Raw genomic sequence first — 19045 nt, forward strand, 5'->3', positions numbered from 1 at the left:
CGGTCGTCCTCCGCCGTCAGCCGACCTTGATCCGGTGGTAGACCGGGAGGCTGAAGGGGTTGAGCGAGACGTTGGAGATCCGCTGCGAGTACCCGGCGCTGCCGTTCTGGTACCAGAGCGGGATGGCCGCCATCTGGTCCCGTACGACCTTCTCGGCGTCCTGATAGGTCCGCGCGGCCGTCGCCTTGTCGCTCTCCGCGTTGGCCTGGTCGACGAGTCTGTCGAAGTCCTTGTTGCTCCACTTGCCGTCGTTGGACGAGGCGTTGGTGTAGTAGAGCGGCTGAAGGAAGTTCTGGATCAGCGGATAGGCCATCTGCCAGCCGGCCCGGAAGGGGCCGGGCATCCTGTACTGGGTGATCCGGTCGCGGAATTCGGCGAAGGTGCCGACGGGGTTTCCGACGCACGCCTTGTCGTTGCCGAGGGCGTTGTTGACGCTGTCGCAGACGGCGTCGACCCACTCCTTGTGGGAGCCGGTGTCCGCGTTGTACGAGACCTTCATGGTGCCGCCGGGGATGCCGCCGCCTTCGGAGATCAGCTTCTTGGCCCGGACGGGGTCGTAGGCGCAGGCGTCGCCGCAGAGCGTGTCGCTGAAGCCGCCGTCCGCGCCGAGTACGGGTGAGGTCCAGTCCTGGGCGGGGGTGCGCGTCTTCTGGAAGATCGTGTCGGTGATCTGCCGGCGGTTGATCGCCATGGAGAGGCCGGTGCGGACCTTGCCGCCGCCGGGGGTGTTCCACGCCGGGTCGTAGAAGGGGAAGGCGAGGGTCTGGATGACGCCCGCGGGGGTGTCGATGTACCGGTCGCCGAGGTCCGCCCGCACGTTCTCGAGCTGGGAGGCGGGTACGTCGTCGACGAGGTCGAGGTTGCCCGCGACGAGGTCGGTGTAGGCGGTGTTGTTGTCGGTGTAGACCCTGAGTTCGACACCGTTGTTCTCCGCCTTGTCGTCGCCGGGGTATCCGTCCCATGTGCGGAGCGACATCCGGAAGCCCTCGGTGTACGAGTCGACGGTGTACGGGCCGTTGCCGATGGGCTTGGAGAGCCAGGCCGCGTGGTTGTCGTAGAACGCCTTGGGCAGTGGGGCGAAGGCGGCGTAACCGAGGGTGTCGGGCCAAGCGGCGAACTTCTGGGTGAGTTCGACGGTGAAGGTCCTGTCGTCGACGACCTTCAGGCCGGACATGGTCTGGGCGGTCGGCGGGCCGCTGTCGGGGTGGACCTGGGAGTAGCCCTCGATGTAGCCGAAGAAGTGGGCGTTCTTCTGGTTGTTCTCGAGGTTGGCGCCGTAGTTCCAGGCGTCCACGAAGGACTTCGCGGTGATCTTCTCGCCGTCGCTGAAGGTCCAGCCGTCCTTGACGGTGACGGTGAAGTCGGTCGAGTCGGAGGTCTCGATCTTCTCGGCGAGCATGTTCTCGGCGCGGCCGGTCTTCGGGTCGTACCGCTTGAGGCCGCGGAAGATCATGTCGAGGACCTTGCCGCCCTGTACCTCGTTGGTGTTGGCGGGCTCCAGCGGGTTCTGCGGGTCGCCCCAGGAGGAGCTGACGATGCCGTCGGCGCCGATTCCGCCGTCGTCGCCGCCTCCACAGGCCGTCACCGTGAGGGCGACGGCCAGCACGCATACAGCTCCTCTGGCGTGCGTGGCTCCACGCATGTACTGCCTCCTCGGTCCTGAGTCCCGTCCAGGACCGAATATCTCCCCATAACGAGGCAAAACGCATGCACGCTCGCCCGTCCGGAGGAGCCGACGGCGGCTTTGGGCATACGGATGGGCCGGTCGTTTCCCCCGTTCACGGGTCGCCCCTCACCGATGACGTCGACGGCGTCGGGCAGCGCGCAGCCGGCGGGCGCGTTCTCGGGAGCGGCGGGACGGACCGCGAGATCGCCGGACAGGCACGGAACGGGAATTCCCCGGACACCGTCAAGGCGTCCGGGGAACCACTCCGCGTTCGATGCCGTACGGATCCGATGCGCGTCCGGCGCCTTTCGTATCCGGCCGGGGATCAGCCGTCGTGCTCGTTCTCCAGCGCCGAGAGCGCCGGGTCCAGGACGATGTCCTCCGTACGTGCCTCGGTCGACGGGTCCTCCGGGAAGTGGCACGCCGTGAGATGACCCTCGCGGTTGCCGGAGAGCTGCACCAGCGGTGGCTCCTCCGTCGCGCACTTCTCCTGGGCCTTCCAGCAGCGGGTGCGGAAGCGGCAGCCGGACGGCGGCATGATCGGCGAGGGGACGTCCCCGGCGAGCCGGATCCGCTCCTTGTCGCTGTCCACGTTCGCCTCGGGCACGGCCGAGAGCAGTGCGTGGGTGTACGGGTGGCGGGGCCGGTTGTAGAGGGAGTCGCGGTCGGCGATCTCCACGATCTTGCCGAGGTACATCACGGCGACGCGCTGCGAGAAGTGCTGTACGACGGCGAGGTCGTGCGCGATGAAGAGAAAGGCGATGCCCATCTCTTCCTGGACCTTCTTGAGCAGATTGACGACCTGCGCCTGGATCGACACGTCCAGCGCGGAGACCGGCTCGTCCGCGACGATCAGCTTCGGCTCCAGCGCGAGGGCGCGGGCCACGCCGATGCGCTGCCGCTGGCCGCCGGAGAACTCGTGCGGGAAGCGGTTGAAGTGCTCGGGGTTGAGGCCGACCGTCTCCAGCAGTTCGCGGACCCGGTTGTCCCGCCCGCCGGGCGGGTTGATGCCGTTGACCTCCATCGGGCTCTTGATGATGGTGCCGACGGTCTGGCGCGGGTTCAGCGACGAGTACGGGTCCTGGAAGATCATCTGGATCTCGGACCGGATCGGCGCCAGTTCCCCGCGGCCGGCGTGTGTGATGTCACGCCCGGCGTAGGTGATCTTTCCGTCGGTGGGCTCCAGCAGCCGGGTGACCAGTCGTCCGGTGGTCGACTTCCCGCAGCCGGATTCGCCGACGAGGCCGAGGCTCTCACCGCCGTGGACGGTGAGGTCGATCCCGTCCACCGCCTTGACCGCGCCGACCTTGCGCTTGAAGGGGAACCCTCCGTAGATGGGGAAGTGCATGCGCACTCCCTCGACGGTGAGCAGTGGCTCGCCCCCGCCGGTCTCCGAACCCTGCTGCAGCGGCAGAGTGACGTTCTCGCTCATGTGTCCGCGTCTCCCTAGCCCAGCCGGGGCTTGATCTGATCGATGAAGATGGTCTGCTTCTGCTGTGCCGAGAGGTGGCACGCGGCAGCCCGTCCGAACGCCAGCTCGGGGCGCTCGGCCGAGCAACGCCCCCCGCTCACCTGGTCGGTGAAGGCGCACCTCGGGTGGAAGGCGCATCCGGACGGCGGGTTGAGGAGGCTCGGCGGAGATCCGGGGATCGGCGTGAGCGCCTCGTCGAGGTCGCCCCCGAGGCGCGGCATCGAGCTGAGCAGCCCCCAGGTGTACGGGTGCCGGGGTGTCTGGAGGACCTCGCGGACCGTGCCGCGCTCCACCGCCCGCCCCGCGTACATCACCAGGAGGTCGTCGGCCATGTTGGCGATGACGCCCAGGTCGTGGGTGATGAAGACGATGGCCGAGCCGAACTCCTGCTGGAGGTCCTTGAGCAGATCGAGGATCTGGGCCTGCACGGTCACGTCGAGCGCGGTCGTCGGCTCGTCGGCGATCAGCAGGTCGGGGTCGCAGATCAGCGCCATGGCGATCATCGCGCGCTGGCGCATACCGCCGGAGAACTGGTGCGGGTAGTCGCCGAAGCGCGTCGCGGGCTGCGGGATGCCGACCTTGGCCAGCATCTCGATGGCACGGGCCTTCGCCTCCTTCTTGGAGGCTCCGGTGTGCTTCATATACGGCTCGGCGATCTGCCGGCCCACCGTGTAGTACGGCGAGAGCGCCGTCAGCGGGTCCTGGAAGATCATCGCGACCTTGTTGCCGCGGAGCTTCTCCATGTCCCTTTCGCGGGCGTCGACCAGTTCCTGGCCGTCGAGGTAGATCTCACCGTCGATGGCGGTGGTCTTGCTGTTGTGCAGCCCGAGGATGGTCAGGTTGGTGACGGACTTGCCGGAACCCGACTCGCCCACGATGCCGAGCGTCTTGCCGCGCTCTACGTCGAAGGAGAGCCCGTCGACAGCGTTGACGACGCCGTCCTCGGTGGAGAACCGCACCCGCAGGTCGCGAACCGAGAGGAAGGCGCCCGGCCCGGTCGGGGCCGGTGTGTCTTCGGTCTTGGTCTCAGTGGTCACGGTCGTTCTCCTAGGCGAGGCGCACGCGCGGGTCGATGTATGCGTAGGCGAGGTCCACGACGATGTTCAGGAGCAGGATGAAGAAGGCTCCGAACAGCATCACGCCCATGGTCAGCGGCAGGTCCTTGTTGAGCGAGGAATCCACCGCGAGACGGCCGAGGCCCGCGAGGTCGAAGGTGAACTCGGTGACCACCGCGCCCGAGAGCAGGGCGCTGAGGTCCATGCCCAGGATGGTGACGATGGGCGTGAGCGAGCCACGCCAGGCGTACCGGAAGAACACGTACCGCTGCTTCATGCCCTTGGCGCGGGCGGTGCGGACGTGCTCCTCCTGAAGCTGCTCGATCATGGTCGACCGGGCCATACGCGTGTACTGGGCGGTGAAGATCGTCGCCATGACGGCCCAGGGGATCAGCATGCCCAGGGCCCAGGCGGCCGGGTCGTCGAGGAACGGAACGTACTTCGGGTTCTCCATCCAGCCGAGGCCGTAGACGAAGATGCCGAGGACGATCGGGCCCAGGAAGTAGATCTGGAACGAGCTGAGCACCATCGAGGAACCGCTGACGATCTTGTCGACCGGGGTGCCGCGCTTCCAGGCGGCGAGCATGCCGGAGCCGAGGCCCAGGATCAGGAAGATGACCAGTCCGCCGACCGTCAGCGACAGCGTCAGCGGGAAGCGGTCGACGATGGAGTCCCAGACGAACTCGCGGGTGTCGAAGGAGACTCCGAGACAGGGGGCGGAGCAGTGGCCGGTGGCGAAGTCGCGGCCGGTCACGATGCCGCTCATGAACTCCCAGAACTGGGTGGTGATGGGCTTGTCGAGCCCGAGGTTCTCCCTGATGACCGCGATGTTGTCTGGCGTGCAGGTCCTCCCGCAGGCCAGTTCGGCGAAGTCCTGAGGAATCGTATAGAACAGGAAGAACGTGAAGGCGCCGATCAAGAACATGATGACGACGGCGCTCGTCAACCTGCGGATGAGGAACTGAAGCATCGGGTGAGGCTGCTCTCTTCGGAAGGCGGCTCGGGGTTCGAGAGGTGGGGCCCGTGGGGGTGCGCTCCGCCTGGCGCGCACCCCCACGGGTCAGCCGTGGGTCGGTCCTACGGGTTGATCAGGAACAGATCGTTGATGTCGATGTAGCTCGACTCGGTGCTGTACTTGACGCCGCCGACGTTGGAGCCGGACAGCTGGATCTGCTTGGAGTAGTAGACCGGGGCAGCCGGGTTGATCTCCTCGACGATCCGGTGGTGGGTCTTCTCCCACTCCTTGGCCGCGACCGACGGCTCCAGCTTCTTGGCCGTCTGGATGCCCTCGTTGACCTTCGGGTCGTTGATGTGCGAGTAGTTCGAGGCGCCGTCGGCGACGAGCGTTCCGTCGTACACCGGGGTCACGATCGTGGACGGGGACGGCCAGTCCTGGCCCCAGCCGGTCATGTAGATGTCGTACGGGTTGTCGAGCTTGCCGACCTGCTCGTAGAAGGTCGCGCGCTCGATCTCCTTGGCCTGGACGTCGAAGCCGATCGAGTTCAGCGCGTCCTTGATGAGGAGCATCTGCTTCTGGCCGCGCGGGGTGTTGGAGTAGGCGTAGGTGAGCTTGGTGCCCTTGGCGACGCCCGCCTCCTTCAGCAGCGCCTTGGCCTTCTCCGGGTCACCGTTGGGCTTCTTCAGCTTGCCGAACGGGTCGTACTCCGGGTCGAAGCCGGGCAGGGTCGGGGCGAACAGACCGCCGGCGACCTCACCGCCGTACTTGCCGCCGTCGGCCCCGACCATCCGCTGGTTCGGGATGGCGTAGGTGATGGCGTCACGGATCTTCTTGTCCTTGATCCGGTCGAGGTTGAAGGTCAGCTGCCAGACGTAGGGCTGGTAGCCCTTGACCGTGCGCTTGTTGACCGCCTCGTCGCCGATCACGGTCTGCATCTGGGCCGGGTCGACCGAGTCCGTGAACTGGATGGCGTTCTTGGCCTCGCCCTTGTCGGCGATCAGGCGCTTGGTCTGGCTCGCCTGGTCGATCGTGAGGGAGAAGTTGTAGCCGTCCACGTACTGGTGGCGCACGGCGTCCGTCTTCGCGTCCCAGTTGGTGTTCTTCACCAGCGTCATGGACTTGCCGGACTTGTACTCGGCGAGCTTGTAGGGGCCGAGCGCGACCGGGGCCTTGTCGTACTTCTCCTTGGTGTCCGCCTTCTCCGGCACGATGCTGTAGCCGGCCATGGCGAGCGCCTGGGGAAGGTCGGGCTGGGCCTCCTTGAAGTTGAAGACCACGGTCTTCGCGTCCGGAGTCGCGAGCACGGTGTCCGGCAGGTGCTTGCCCTTGTACGGACCGTCCGGCAGCGCCTTGCGGTAGTCGGAGCCGGAGAGCCAGCTCTGGACGTACGTCGGGCCGTCGAAGATGACCTTCGAGTACATCCGCTCGATGGTGTGGCGGACGTCGGCGGACGTGATGGCGTTGCCGTTCTGGTCCTTGATGCCGTCCTTGAGCGTGTACGTCCAGGTCTTGCCCTCGTTGGAGGACTTGCCGGAGTCGGTGGCGATGTCGCCGACGACGGTCAGGTTGCCGTCCTCGTCCTCCTGGAAGTTCGTCAGACCGCGGTGGATCAGGTTGGAGAACTGACCCGCGTCGCTGACGTAGATCTGAGCCGGGTCCATATGGCTCAGGTCGGACTCCATGTAGACGTTGATCGTGCCGCCGGGCTTGGCACCGGGGACCTCGGCCGCGGGTCCGTTCGAGGCCGCGGCGTCACCGTAGACGACCGGCTTCGACTGAGCGGCGGCGTCCTGCTTGGACTTGGACTGGTCCTTGGTGTTGCCGTTGTCCTTGGAGCAGCCGGTGAGCGCCAGGGAGCCGGCCGCTGCGGCAACGACTATGGCGCGCACCGAGCGCGATCGAGTGGGCTTCATGATGCTCGTTGCACCTACCTGTCCTTTGTTAATCAACAAGAGCTGCCTGACCATCCGGTTGCCCGGCGCGGGGGACGGCAGCGGCCCCCGCCCAGGGACGTCACCGTCCGGTCTTGGGGTCGAACGCGTCCCGGACCGAGTCACCGAGGAGGTTGAAGCAGAGAACGAAAACCACCAGGGCGACGCCCGGGAAGAACATGAACGCCGGGTCCTGCTCGTAGATGTCGGCGCCGATGGCGAACATCCGGCCCCAGTCGGGGGTCGGTTCCACGAAGCCGACGCCGATGTAGGAGAGGAAGGCGATGGTCAGGATCGAGCCGGGCAGGATGTAGGTGCCCTGCACCAGGATCGGCGTGACGATGTTCGGCAGGATCTCCTTGCGGACGATCCGCCATCGCGAAGCGCCCGAGACCTTGGCCGCCTCCACGAACTCCCGTTCGCGCAGGGAGAGTACGGAGCTGCGCACCAGACGGGCCATGCCCATCCAGCCGAGGAACCACAGCACCAGGAGCATCGCGACCGAGCGCAGATAGGTGGGGGTCTCGTCCTGCGGGGAGACGAACATCGCGGTCACGACGGGCATGAAGGCGATGAAGAACAGCTGCTGGGGGAAGGCCAGGAAGAAGTCGGTCGTCCGGCCCAGCCAGTAGTCGACCTTGCCGCCGAAGTACCCGCCGACCATGCCGATGATCACACCCGTGCCGACGCTCAGGACCGTCACGGCGAGGGCCATGAGAAGCGAGGTCCGCATGCCGTAGAGCAGCATCGTGAACACATCACGGCCCAGTTCGGGCTGGATACCGAACCAGAACTCCCCGGAAACGCCGCCGAAGGAACCGGTCGGCATCGAGAAGTCGTCCAGTAGTTCGGGCCGGTCGTTCGCGTAGAGCGTGTACGGGTCCTTGCCGTACAGGGCGGAGATCACCGGGGCGAGGAGCGCGGCGGCGAAATAGAGGAGCACGACGATGGCGGAGGCCACGCCGGTGCGGTCGCGCTTGAAGCGCGCCCACATCAGCTGGCCGGGCGAGCGGCCGGTGAGGCCCTTGCCGTCCGCCGCTTCGGCCTTGGTCGCGGTCTTCTTGTCCAAGGCGACAGAGGCGTCGGCGCCCTCGGTCTCGATTGGACTGGTCATGGTGTGTCCATTCACGGGTGTCGGGTGACCCGCGGTCCTGCGCACGGCAGTGAGGACGGCCGAGTGCACGCACTCGTACCGTCTGGACTGCCGCATGACGATTCCCGGCGTCGGCCATGCCCCGCGAACGGGCACGGCCGTACCTACCTCATGCCGGTGGGTTCACCCACGGACAAATCGGCACAAAAGGTCGTCAATAGGGATTGATTTCACCCTCAGGAGCGCGAGCCGAGCGGTTGACCGGGGCTCAGAGTCGCTGTCCGCCGCCACCGGCGGCATGACCGGGTGAAATGCACTGAAAACCGACTACCCAAGTCATCTGTGACGACTCGGCCCCACTGGCGCTCACGGCACCACGCATGGGTTCCTCCTCAAGAGTCCACGTGTGTTCAATGCAGGGCGGGCACATCGCATCCGCCAACACCCCTGAAGGCGAAGATGATGTGCCCCGTGTGCTCGTGAGTCGGCGCTCCCCACAGCGCATGACCCGTTGACCCGAGCTCAGTGAAGCCAACTATTGGGTAAGTTCGAGCCGTAAACCACACTTAAAGCATCTCGTTTTGGCAACATCAGCGGACCCCCCGGGACCACAATCCGGACAAAGGGATCGCAGACAGACACCCCCGAAACGGACTGTTAATACAGGTTTCCGGTGAGCTACGCCCGATAGTCGGACGGGGCGGGCAGGAAAACCCGTTGACGGCCGGGTCGCGCCGACGCTCCAATCCCACAGTTTTCCACCGCTCGGAGAGCCGCAAACGGCTCGGGCGGCCCCAACTTGCAGGGGTCGCCCGAGCCGATTCGTGTCTCGTGCGTCACACCGGCGTCTTCCCTATCGCATCGGGATCTTCCGCGGCGCATCGGGGGTCACTGCGCCGTACCGGGGTCGCCGCGTCGCACCGGGGCTTCCGTCTCCCGGTCCGGTCGACGGGTCGCGCGATATCGACTTTTCGGTGCATGCCGGGCGTGTGCGCGCCGGTGCGATTCGGCGCACGCGGGCGTACTCCGGGGACTGGAGGCGCGTGTCGGGTAAATGTCCCAGCGCGTGTCGGAGCCCGTGCGTCGGTGGCGCGTACCCGATGCGTCTCCCGCGCGTTCTGCGTGTTCTGCGTGTTCTGCGTGTTCTGTGGGTCCTGCGGACCCCAAGCGCCTCGGCGCGCTGTCAGCGCCGTGCGTGGGCCGTCAGCCGCACAGGCAGAGGGCGCGGCTCCGGTTCCGGAGCCGCGCCCTCTGGCGTGGTGCGTGCGCGTGTCGGCGGGGCGGTCCGCCCTGCGGGTCGGACGAGCCGTGCAGGGCGGGCGGGTCCGCCGTACGGATCGGATCAGCCGTGCAGGACGGGCGGATCAGTCGTGCGGGCGGATCAGCCGTGCTTGGCGCGCGAGGCCGCCCGGGCGCGCTCACGGGCGTCCAGGTTCACCTTGCGGATACGGACCGCCTCGGGGGTCACCTCGACGCACTCGTCGTCACGGCAGAACTCCAGCGACTGCTCCAGCGAGAGCTTCCGCGGCGGAACAATCGATTCGGCGACATCCGCGTTGGAGGAGCGCATATTGGTGAGCTTCTTCTCCTTCGTGATGTTCACGTCCATGTCGTCGGCGCGGGAGTTCTCGCCGACGATCATGCCCTCGTACACCTCGGTGCCGGGCTCGACGAACAGCACGCCGCGCTCCTGAAGGTTGGTCATCGCGAAGCCGGTGACCGGGCCGGAGCGGTCGGCCACGAGGGAGCCGTTGTTCCGGGTCGTCAGGGTGCCGAACCAGGGCTCGTGGCCCTCGTGGATGGAGTGGGCGATGCCGGTGCCGCGGGTGTTCGTCAGGAACTCCGTACGGAAGCCGATCAGACCGCGGGACGGCACGACGAACTCCATACGGACCCAGCCGGAGCCGTGGTTGGACATATTGTCCATCCGGCCCTTGCGGACGCCCATGAGCTGGGTGACCGCGCCCATGTGCTCCTCGGGAACGTCGATCGTCATCCGCTCGACGGGCTCGTGGATCTTGCCGTCGACCTCCTTGGTGACGACCTGCGGCTTGCCGATGGTCAGCTCGAAGCCCTCGCGGCGCATCTGCTCGACCAGGATGGCGAGCGCCAGCTCACCGCGGCCCTGCACCTCCCAGGCGTCGGGGCGCTCGGTCTCCAGGACACGGAGCGAGACATTGCCGACCAGCTCACGGTCGAGACGGTCCTTGACCTGGCGCGCGGTGACCTTGCGGTCCTTGACCGCGGCCTTGTTGTCGGCGCCCTTGCCGGTGCCGCCCCGGCCGACGAGCGGCGAGGTGTTCGTACCGACGGTCATGGAGATCGCCGGCTCGTCCACCGTGATCAGCGGCAGCGCGATCGGGTTCTCCGGGTCGGCCAGGGTCTCGCCGATCATGATGTCGGGGATGCCGGCGACGGCACAGATGTCACCGGGGCCCGCGACCTCGGCCGGCTTCCGGGTGAGCGCCTCGGTCATCATCAGCTCGCTGATGCGCACATTGGCGATGGTCCCGTCACGCTTGATCCACGCGACGTTCTGCCCCTTACGCAGTTCGCCCTGCTCGACGCGGAGCAGGGCGATACGGCCGAGGAAGTTGTCGGCGTCCAGGTTGGTGACATGCGCCTGGAGCGGCGCGGACTCGTCGTACTCGGGGGCCGGGACCGTCTCCAGGACGGTGGAGAAGAACGGCTCCAGGTTGTCGCTGTCGGCGGGGACCGTACCGTCCGCGGGCTTGGTCAGCGAGGCGACGCCGTCGCGGGCGCAGGCGTAGACGATCGGGAACTCGATCTGGTCCTCGTCGGCGTCCAGATCGAGGAAGAGGTCGTAGGTCTCGTTGACGACCTCGTCGATACGGGCGTCCGGGCGGTCCGTCTTGTTGATGCAGAGGATGACCGGCATGCGGGCCTGCAGGGCCTTGCGGAGCACGAAGCGGGTCTGCGGGAGCGGACCCTCGGAGGCGTCGACGAGCAGCACGACCGCGTCGACCATCGACAGGCCGCGCTCGACCTCGCCGCCGAAGTCGGCGTGGCCGGGGGTGTCGATGATGTTGATCGTGATGGGGGCTCCACCCTCCTTGGGGTGGTACTTCACCGCCGTGTTCTTGGCGAGGATCGTGATGCCCTTCTCACGCTCCAGGTCGTTCGAATCCATCATGCGGTCGTCGAGGTGCTGGTGGGCGGCGAAGGCTCCGGCCTGCTTCAGCATGGCGTCGACCAGGGTGGTCTTGCCGTGGTCGACGTGGGCGACGATGGCGACGTTACGGATGTCGTGGCGCGTGGGCATGCTGGCTGGCGCTTCTCTCGATCGTGGGATGCGGCGTTCGTGAGGCGCGGTTTCCTTCTCGAATTCCTCGTACGCCCCGCCGCGGCGGACACGCCACGGCTCGTCCCATGGTACGGGCCCGTGGGATACCGGGCTTCCTCGTCCGGTGCGAGAGACAGGGACCGCGGGGTGCGGGTGGGGTGTGGGGGGTGTGCCCGGGTCGGAGGACTGGGCAGGATCGTGCCCGCCGGGGAAGCCCGGCGGGCACATGAGGTGGGCGTTACGCGAGGCCGCTGCGGTTACTCGTCGGCGGAGGTGCTGGGGTCGGTGCCTTCGGCCGTACCGTCCGGTGTCTGGGAACCCTCGGACCCGTCGGATGAGCTGGACCCGTCGGACGTGCCGGACCCGTCGGATGAGCTGGATGAGCTGGACCCGTCCGATGAGCCGGACCCGTCGGACGTGCCGGACTCGCTCGTCGCATCGGATGCGCCGGATGCCTCGGGCGCGCTCGCTCCGTCGGATGCGGTGGACTCGTCAGGCGTGCCGGATGCGTCGGACGTGCCGGACTCGCTCGCGGCTTCGGATGCGGCTTCGGATGCGGCGGGGGCGCCGGACTCACTCGCCGCATCGGATGCGGCGGGCGCGCCGGGGGCGCCTGGGGCCCCGGAAGCACCGGACGCCGTCGCCGAGGGGCTGGGCGTCGCCGGGGCGGGACCCGCCTTCGGGATGGCCGACTTCTTGAAGCCGATGTCCTGGTAGCGGGGAGCGGCGAAGCCGAAAGCCCCGACGTTGAGCACGGAGGACTTGGCCGCCACCAGCTCAGGGCGCTGGTAGAGCGGGATGGACCCGGCGGCGGCCCAGATCCGGGCGTCGGTGCGGCGTACCAGGTCACGGGCCTCTTCCTCGTCCAGCTCCGCGGCCGCCTGGTCGAAGAGCTGGTCGATGTAGTCCGTGCCGACACGGGTGTAGTTCTGCTCGACCAGCAGGGAGCCGTCGCTGGCGGGCTCGGGCTTGGCGTAGATCGGGCGGGCGTCGGTCGCCGGATAGGCGGTGGCGGGCCAGGAGTAGAGGGCCAGGTCGTAGTTGCCCGAGGCGACGTGGTCCTTGAAGTAGCTGTCGTCGGCGACCTTGCTGATCTGGGTCTGGATGCCGATCCTGTCCAGCATCCGCGCGATCTTCTCGCCTACGGCGCGCAGTGACTCGGAGCCGGGGCCGGCGGGGAGGACGAAGCGGAGGGAGAGCGGTTTGCCGTCCTTGCCGAGCCGTCCGCCCGCGGCGACGGGGGCGGCGGTGCCGGCCGGCGCGTTCGCTTCGGCGATCTTCCCCTTCTCGTCCTTGTCGGCGTCGGGGGTCGGGGAGTCCGCCTGGCGCTGGCGGGACATGTCCTCGAAGACCACGGGGGCGGGCGCGAGGATCTGGGAGCCGTTGGAGCCCTGGCCGGGGGCCGACTTCTCGTCGCCGACGACGTACAGCCCCTCATTGGACGGACTGTCCGGCTGCGAGCGCTGCGACTGGTTCTTCCCGTCCGTGTTCGCACCGTCCGCGTTCGTACCGTCCGCGTTCGCACCGCTTGTTTCGTTCACGCTGTTCGTGCTGTTCACATCGTTCGTACTGTCCGCGCTGTCCGTGCTGTCCGCGCTATCCGTGCCGTTCGCGCCGTTCTCGCTGTTTTCGTCCGTGGCGCCCTTCTCGTCCGAGCCGGCCGAGGGGGAGGCTCCGTTCTTCGGGGTCGCGCCGGCCTCGCCGCCCGCCTTGGCCGGGGCGGGCTTCTTCAGCGCCCCGCCGGTCGTCCAGCCCGCGTCGGCCAGCAGTGCCTGGGCCTCCTGGGTGTTCTGCTCTCCGAGCGCTCCGCTGTTGTCGGTGTACGCGCTCTGGCCCGCCAGCGCCAGATGACTGCCGGGCGGGTTCGCGGGAAGACCGAGCGGACGCAGTACGGTCTCGGCCAATTCCGTGCGATCAAGCGCGCGGGCCACCGCCCGGCGCACCCGGTCGTCGGCGAGCGGCCCGGACTCGCCGTTGAGCGCCAGTTGGGTGTAGGCGGGCTCCAGTGACTTGCGCACCTCGAAGCCGCGCAGCCCCGCCTGCTCGGCGGCGTAGACCTTGATCGCCTCTGCGGTCCGGATCCGCGCGGCCTTCGCGACCCTCGCCTGCTCCTCATCGGAGCCATTGGCCTGCGCCCAGGCTCTGAGGGCGGCCGACGGGGGCTGCGCGGCGCCGGGGCCGTGGCCGGGCTGCTGGCCGCCGGTCCCCTTGTTCCGTACGGCGAGGGTGATGCGGTCCGCGGTCCTCCGGTCGATCTCGGCCACGTCCACCCTGCCTCCGGCGAGCGCGGCGGCCCGCTTCTCCCTGGGCACGGCGGTCAGTACCAGGTTCTCCAGTTTGGCCTGGTCACCCCACCAATGGGGGTTCCGTTCGAGGGTCGCTTCGCCGCCCTTACGGTCGAGTGACCGCAGCTGAAACGGTCCTGCCACTACCTTGAGCGTGTTGCGGGCCCCGTCGTTGAACGCGCTGGGGGTCCCCGTCACATCCTTCGGATACAGGGGCGAGAAGAGAGACCGCCAGTCCGCGTAGGGCTTGTTGAAGGTGACCTTGACCTGGAGGTCGCTGGCGCCCTTCTGGATGTTCTCGATCCGTTCGTATCCGGCGTTGCGAGCGGTCCAGTACGCGCTGTTCTTCCCCCTGAGCGCCTGCCACTGAGCGACGAAATCGGATGCGCCGATCTCCCGGCCGTCGCTCCAGACCGCCTTCTGGTTGATCTTGTAGAGCACCACCTGCTTGGGTTCGCGCTCGATGATCTCGGCGGACTCCAGATAGTCGGGGTTGCGCTGCGGTCGGCCGTCTTTGTCGAGTGTGAAGAGGGAAGGGAGCACGGCTCCGGTGATCCGGGTCGTGGCCGCGTCGGCGTCGGCCTGGTAGGCGTTGAGCGTGGTCGGCATCGCGTCGACCGCCCAGCGCATGGTGCCACCGCTGCCGACCTGGTTTCTCACGGTCGCCGCGACGTCCTGGGCCGTGGCCCGGCCGGTGTTCTCGGACTCGTCCGCGCTGCACGCGGCCAGGGCGGGGATCGTGAGCACCCCGCTGGTGAGCAGCGCTACCGAGCGGAGCCTCCGGGTCCGGAAGGTCGTGGAGGTCCGGGCCTGGGCCATGGGTCTACCTCTTCGTCCTGTTCATTCCGTTTCACGGAATTTGGAGATGATCACACCGATTCCGAACCACTGAAGTGGACGGAGTGCGCGTGGCGGCGCAGACACAGCGCGACCCGCAGCAATGTCACCCAGGCAGACCATAAGAAAACAGATCACAAATCCATAAACATGGTGAAAATGGATAGAGCGAGAACCAGACAACAAGGGGCGCACAGGCAACGCATGCGCCGGGAATCCCCTGCACGTCCCTTCACAAGTGGGGAAGTGACGCGCAACACTCGCAGGCGCATGAACGACGCCACCGCACCCTGCGGAAGTGAGGGCAAGTCATGTCCCAGCAGGTAGATCTGACCACGATCCAGAACCGCCTCGACGAGCTGCTTCAGCGCGTCGCAGAACTGGAACAGACCGTCGATCAGCTCCGTGGCGCAGGCGATCAGCACCGCGGCGCGGGCCCGGCCGCTTCGACCGGGCGGAAACCGGTAGCACGCCAGGAGCTGGTCACCATCCCCGATGCTCCGTACAACCAAGCACTGTGGACGGACTCGGACGACGAGGGCCTGGGCGTCCGAGACCGGCACGCTCCCTAGGAGAACTTCGTTGTCCACTGGCACGGAACCACCGAAAATCAATACGGGTGTGCACAGCGCCACGCGCGCCGCCATCGCCCCCCGTCATCTACGGACGGACCGCTGGTGGCTGTCGCCGGCGCTGACCGCCGGAGGACTGCTCGCCTTCATCGTCTATTCGACCTGGCGGGCGTTCTCGAACGCCGACTACTACGCCGCGCCGTATGTGTCGCCGTTCTACTCACCCTGTCTCGCGGAGAACTGCGAGCCGATGAAGAACGGTCCCAACTGGGAGATCTTCGGCAGCTGGTGGGGCCTGTCCCCCTCGCTGCTGGTCCTGATCTTCCCGTTGGGCTTCCGGCTCACCTGCTACTACTACCGCAAGGCGTACTACCGGGGCTTCTGGGCCTCGCCGCCCGCCTGCGCGGTCGCGGAGCCGCACAAGAAGTACACGGGTGAGACCCGCTTCCCGCTGATCTTCCAGAACGTCCACCGCTACTTCTTCTACGCGGCCATCCCCGTCGCCGGGGTACTCACCTACGACACCGTGCTCGCGTTCCGCGACGAGCACTACGCATGGGGCCATATGGGTCTCGGCACGGTCATCTTCCTGATCAACATCACCCTGATCTGGGCGTACACCCTCTCCTGTCACTCCTGCCGGCACATCATCGGCGGCCGGCTGAAGCACTTCTCCAAGCACCCGGTGCGCTATCGGCTGTGGGGCTGGGTCGGCAGACTGAACGAGCGCCATATGCTCCTCGCCTGGGCCTCCCTGATCAGCGTCGCGCTGGCCGACTTCTACGTCTATCTGGTCGCATCCGGCGCCTTCGACGATCCGAGGTTCTTCTGACATGACCCAACTCGAACGCCAGCAGTGGGACGTCGTGGTGGTGGGCGCGGGCGGCGCCGGCCTGCGGGCCGCGATCGAAGCCCGCGAGAAGGGCGCCCGTACGGCGATCATCTGCAAGTCGCTCTTCGGCAAGGCCCACACGGTGATGGCGGAAGGCGGCATCGCCGCCTCCATGGGCAATGTGAACGCCCGGGACAACTGGCAGGTCCACTTCCGCGACACCATGCGCGGCGGGAAGTTCCTCAACCAGTGGCGCATGGCCGAACTGCACGCCCGCGAAGCCCCCGACCGGGTGTGGGAGCTGGAGACCTGGGGTGCGCTCTTCGACCGCACGGCCGACGGCAAGATCTCCCAGCGCAACTTCGGTGGACACGAGTACCCCCGGCTCGCCCATGTCGGCGACCGGACCGGCCTGGAGCTGATCCGCACCCTTCAGCAGAAGATCGTCGCACTGCAACAGGAGGACAAGGCCGAGTTCGGGGACTACGAGGCCCGGCTGAAGATCTTTCAGGAGTGCACGGTCACCCGCGTCCTCAAGGAGACCGCTCCCGGCGACAGCGACGGCGACGCCGGAAGAGTGTCCGGGGTCTTCTGTTACGAGCGCGAGTCCGGGCGCTTCTTCGTCCTGGAGGCCCCGGCGGTCGTCCTCGCCACCGGGGGCATCGGCAAGTCCTTCAAGGTGACCTCCAATTCCTGGGAGTACACGGGCGACGGGCACGCCCTGGCGCTGCTGGCGGGTGCGCCGCTGGTCAATATGGAGTTCGTTCAGTTCCACCCGACGGGAATGGTCTGGCCGCCGTCGGTGAAGGGCATCCTCGTCACCGAGTCCGTCCGGGGCGACGGCGGGGTGCTGGTCAACTCCGAGGGCAAGCGGTTCATGTTCGACCACATCCCCGACGTCTTCAAGGAGAAGTACGCGCAGACGAAGGAGGAGGCCGACCGCTGGTACGAGGACCCGGACAACAACCGGCGTCCGCCCGAGCTACTGCCTCGTGACGAGGTGGCGCGCGCCATCAACACCGAGGTGAAGGAGGGCCGCGGCTCCCCGGCCGGCGGTGTCTTCCTCGATGTCTCCACCCGGATGCCCGCCGAGGTGATCCGGCGAAGGCTGCCGTCGATGTACCACCAGTTCAAGGAGCTGGCGGACGTCGACATCACCGCGGAGGCCATGGAGGTCGGCCCGACCTGCCACTATGTGATGGGCGGGATCGCGGTCGACTCCGACAGCGCCGCCGCGGTGGGGGTCCCCGGTCTGTTCGCGGCGGGCGAGGTCGCGGGCGGTATGCACGGCTCCAATCGGCTCGGCGGAAACTCACTCTCGGATCTCCTTGTCTTCGGCCGCCGCGCGGGTCTGCACGCGGCGGAGTACGCGGACGGGCTCGACGCTCCGCCCGTGGTGGACGAGGCCCAGATCGACGCGGCAGCGGCGGAGGCACTGCGGCCGTTCAGCGCGGAGGGCCCATCGGACGGCGCTCCCTCGGAGAACCCGTACACCCTCCATCAGGAACTCCAGCAGACCATGAACGACCTGGTCGGCATCATCCGGCGCGAGGGCGAGATGGCCCAGGCGCTGGAGAAACTGGCCGGTCTCCGGGTCCGCGCCCGCCGCGCCGGGGTCGAGGGCCACCGTCAGTTCAATCCCGGCTGGCACCTCTCCCTCGACCTGCGGAACATGCTGCTGGTCAGCGAGTGCATCGCGCGGGCCGCCCTGGAGCGCACCGAGAGCCGCGGCGGGCACACCCGCGAGGACTGCCCCACGATGGAACGCGACTGGCGGCGGGTCAATCTGCTGTGCCAACTGGTCGATCCCACAGGCGGGTTGGCGGCGACCGATCCGGTGGCCGACCAGATCGCCCTCGTACGGAAGACGACCGACCCCATCCGTCCGGACCTGCTCGCTCTCTTCGAGAAGGAGGAGCTGGTCAAGTACCTCGCCGAAGAGGAGCTCTACGAGTGAGTTCGTACCAAGCCAGCTTCAGAGTGTGGCGGGGTGATCAGGACGGCGGGGAGCTGGAGGACTTCGCCGTCGAGGTCAATGACGGCGAGGTGGTCCTCGACATCATCCACCGCCTCCAGGCCACCCAGGCATCCGATCTCGCGGTCCGCTGGAACTGCAAGGCGGGCAAGTGCGGTTCCTGCAGCGCCGAGATCAACGGTCGCCCGCGGCTGATGTGCATGACCCGGATGTCCGTCTTCTCCAGGGAGGAGACGATCACCGTGACACCGCTCCGCGCGTTCCCCGTGATACGGGACCTAGTGACGGATGTGGGCTTCAACTACACGAAGGCACGGGAGGTGCCCGCCTTCGTACCGCCGCCGGGAGTCGCCGCCGGTGACTACCGTATGCAGCAGGTCGACGTGGACCGCTCCCAGGAGTTCCGCAAGTGCATCGAGTGCTTCCTGTGCCAGGACACCTGCCATGTGGTCCGCGACCACGAGGAGAACAAGGCGGCCTTCGCCGGCCCGCGCTTCCTGATGCGGGTGGCCGAACTGGACATGCACCCCCTGGACGCGGCGGCGGAGACAGGTCTCGACCGCAAGAAGTCGGCCCAGGACGAGCATGGGCTCGGATACTGCAACATCACCAAATGCTGTACAGAGGTGTGCCCGGAGGGCATCAAGATCACTGACAATGCGCTCATCCCCCTGAAAGAGCGGGCGGTGGACCGTAAGTATGATCCGTTGGTCTGGCTGGGCAGCAAGATCACGCGTCGGAGCGAGTCCTAGCCACTAGCTACTCTCTGTGCGCGCACGTGGCTCTCCCCCTGAGCCGGTGCCCTCTGCGCGTTTCACGTCTTCACCGCTCTCCGCGTTCTCCACCTTTCCGTGCTCTCCGTCCGTCCTGTCCGTTCTATCTGCTCTATCTGTTTCATCTGCCGCATCACGTGCATCACGCTCCATCCGGTTAGTGCCGTGCCGTCCGTGCGCCCGAGTCCCAGCCGGGCGCACGGACCTCGGCCGGGGCCGCTTCGGCACTCAGCCCCCGGCGGTGTCCTGGCTTCTTCAACCGTAGGCGCGATCACTGTCAGTGACCATCTTCT

12 protein-coding genes are annotated in these 19045 nt (G+C 67.3%); 4 read left to right on the forward strand and 8 right to left on the reverse strand.

Features of this window, described 5'->3' with window-relative positions; translation table 11 throughout:
* Positions 1-16: 16 nt before the first annotated feature.
* The 8 genes from ACWEFL_RS02105 to ACWEFL_RS02140 form a co-directional block, all read right to left on the reverse strand.
* The gene (locus ACWEFL_RS02105; protein WP_451706043.1) at positions 17-1642 is read right to left on the reverse strand and encodes a peptide ABC transporter substrate-binding protein; all 1626 of its coding nucleotides are present in this window, start codon (positions 1640-1642) and stop codon (positions 17-19) included.
* 349 nt (positions 1643-1991) lie between these two features.
* Entirely contained in the window at positions 1992-3098 is a 1107-nt protein-coding gene (locus ACWEFL_RS02110; RefSeq protein ID WP_451706045.1) for an ABC transporter ATP-binding protein, read from the reverse strand.
* A gap of 14 nt (positions 3099-3112) precedes the next feature.
* Positions 3113-4174, reverse strand: coding sequence for an ABC transporter ATP-binding protein (locus tag ACWEFL_RS02115; RefSeq protein ID WP_451706048.1), 1062 nt, complete (start codon positions 4172-4174; stop codon positions 3113-3115).
* Between the two features lie 10 nt (positions 4175-4184).
* Entirely contained in the window at positions 4185-5162 is a 978-nt protein-coding gene (locus tag ACWEFL_RS02120) for an ABC transporter permease (RefSeq protein WP_451706051.1), read from the reverse strand.
* A 107-nt stretch (positions 5163-5269) separates the two neighbouring features.
* A complete protein-coding gene (locus tag ACWEFL_RS02125) occupies positions 5270-7063 on the reverse strand; it encodes an ABC transporter substrate-binding protein (protein ID WP_451706054.1) in 1794 nt (597 codons plus the stop codon).
* Between the two features lie 100 nt (positions 7064-7163).
* Positions 7164-8195 carry an ABC transporter permease gene (locus ACWEFL_RS02130; protein WP_451706056.1) on the reverse strand — a complete coding sequence of 344 codons (1032 nt, stop codon included), beginning with the start codon at positions 8193-8195 and terminating at the stop codon, positions 7164-7166.
* A 1360-nt stretch (positions 8196-9555) separates the two neighbouring features.
* A complete protein-coding gene (gene typA / locus ACWEFL_RS02135; RefSeq protein WP_451706059.1) occupies positions 9556-11457 on the reverse strand; it encodes a translational GTPase TypA in 1902 nt (633 codons plus the stop codon).
* A gap of 278 nt (positions 11458-11735) precedes the next feature.
* A complete protein-coding gene (locus ACWEFL_RS02140; protein ID WP_451706062.1) occupies positions 11736-14582 on the reverse strand; it encodes an ABC transporter family substrate-binding protein in 2847 nt (948 codons plus the stop codon).
* Between the two features lie 329 nt (positions 14583-14911).
* Between ACWEFL_RS02140 and ACWEFL_RS02145 the strand changes: the two genes are divergently transcribed.
* From ACWEFL_RS02145 to ACWEFL_RS02160, 4 genes are read left to right on the forward strand one after another with little or no spacing between them, the layout of a single operon-like run.
* Positions 14912-15172 carry a hypothetical protein gene (locus ACWEFL_RS02145; protein WP_451706065.1) on the forward strand — a complete coding sequence of 87 codons (261 nt, stop codon included), beginning with the start codon at positions 14912-14914 and terminating at the stop codon, positions 15170-15172.
* 10 nt (positions 15173-15182) lie between these two features.
* Positions 15183-16004 (forward strand): hypothetical protein, encoded by an 822-nt coding sequence (locus ACWEFL_RS02150; RefSeq protein WP_451706067.1) that lies wholly within the window; start codon positions 15183-15185, stop codon positions 16002-16004.
* A gap of 1 nt (position 16005) precedes the next feature.
* Complete coding sequence (locus ACWEFL_RS02155; protein ID WP_451706070.1) at positions 16006-17961, forward strand: fumarate reductase/succinate dehydrogenase flavoprotein subunit; 1956 nt, start codon at positions 16006-16008, stop codon at positions 17959-17961.
* A complete protein-coding gene (locus ACWEFL_RS02160) occupies positions 17958-18731 on the forward strand; it encodes a succinate dehydrogenase/fumarate reductase iron-sulfur subunit (protein ID WP_451706072.1) in 774 nt (257 codons plus the stop codon). Before ACWEFL_RS02155 ends, ACWEFL_RS02160 begins: the two co-directional genes overlap by 4 nt.
* The last annotated feature ends 314 nt before the right edge of the window (positions 18732-19045 follow it).

It is taken from the genome of Streptomyces sp. NPDC004838 (genome assembly GCF_053600955.1).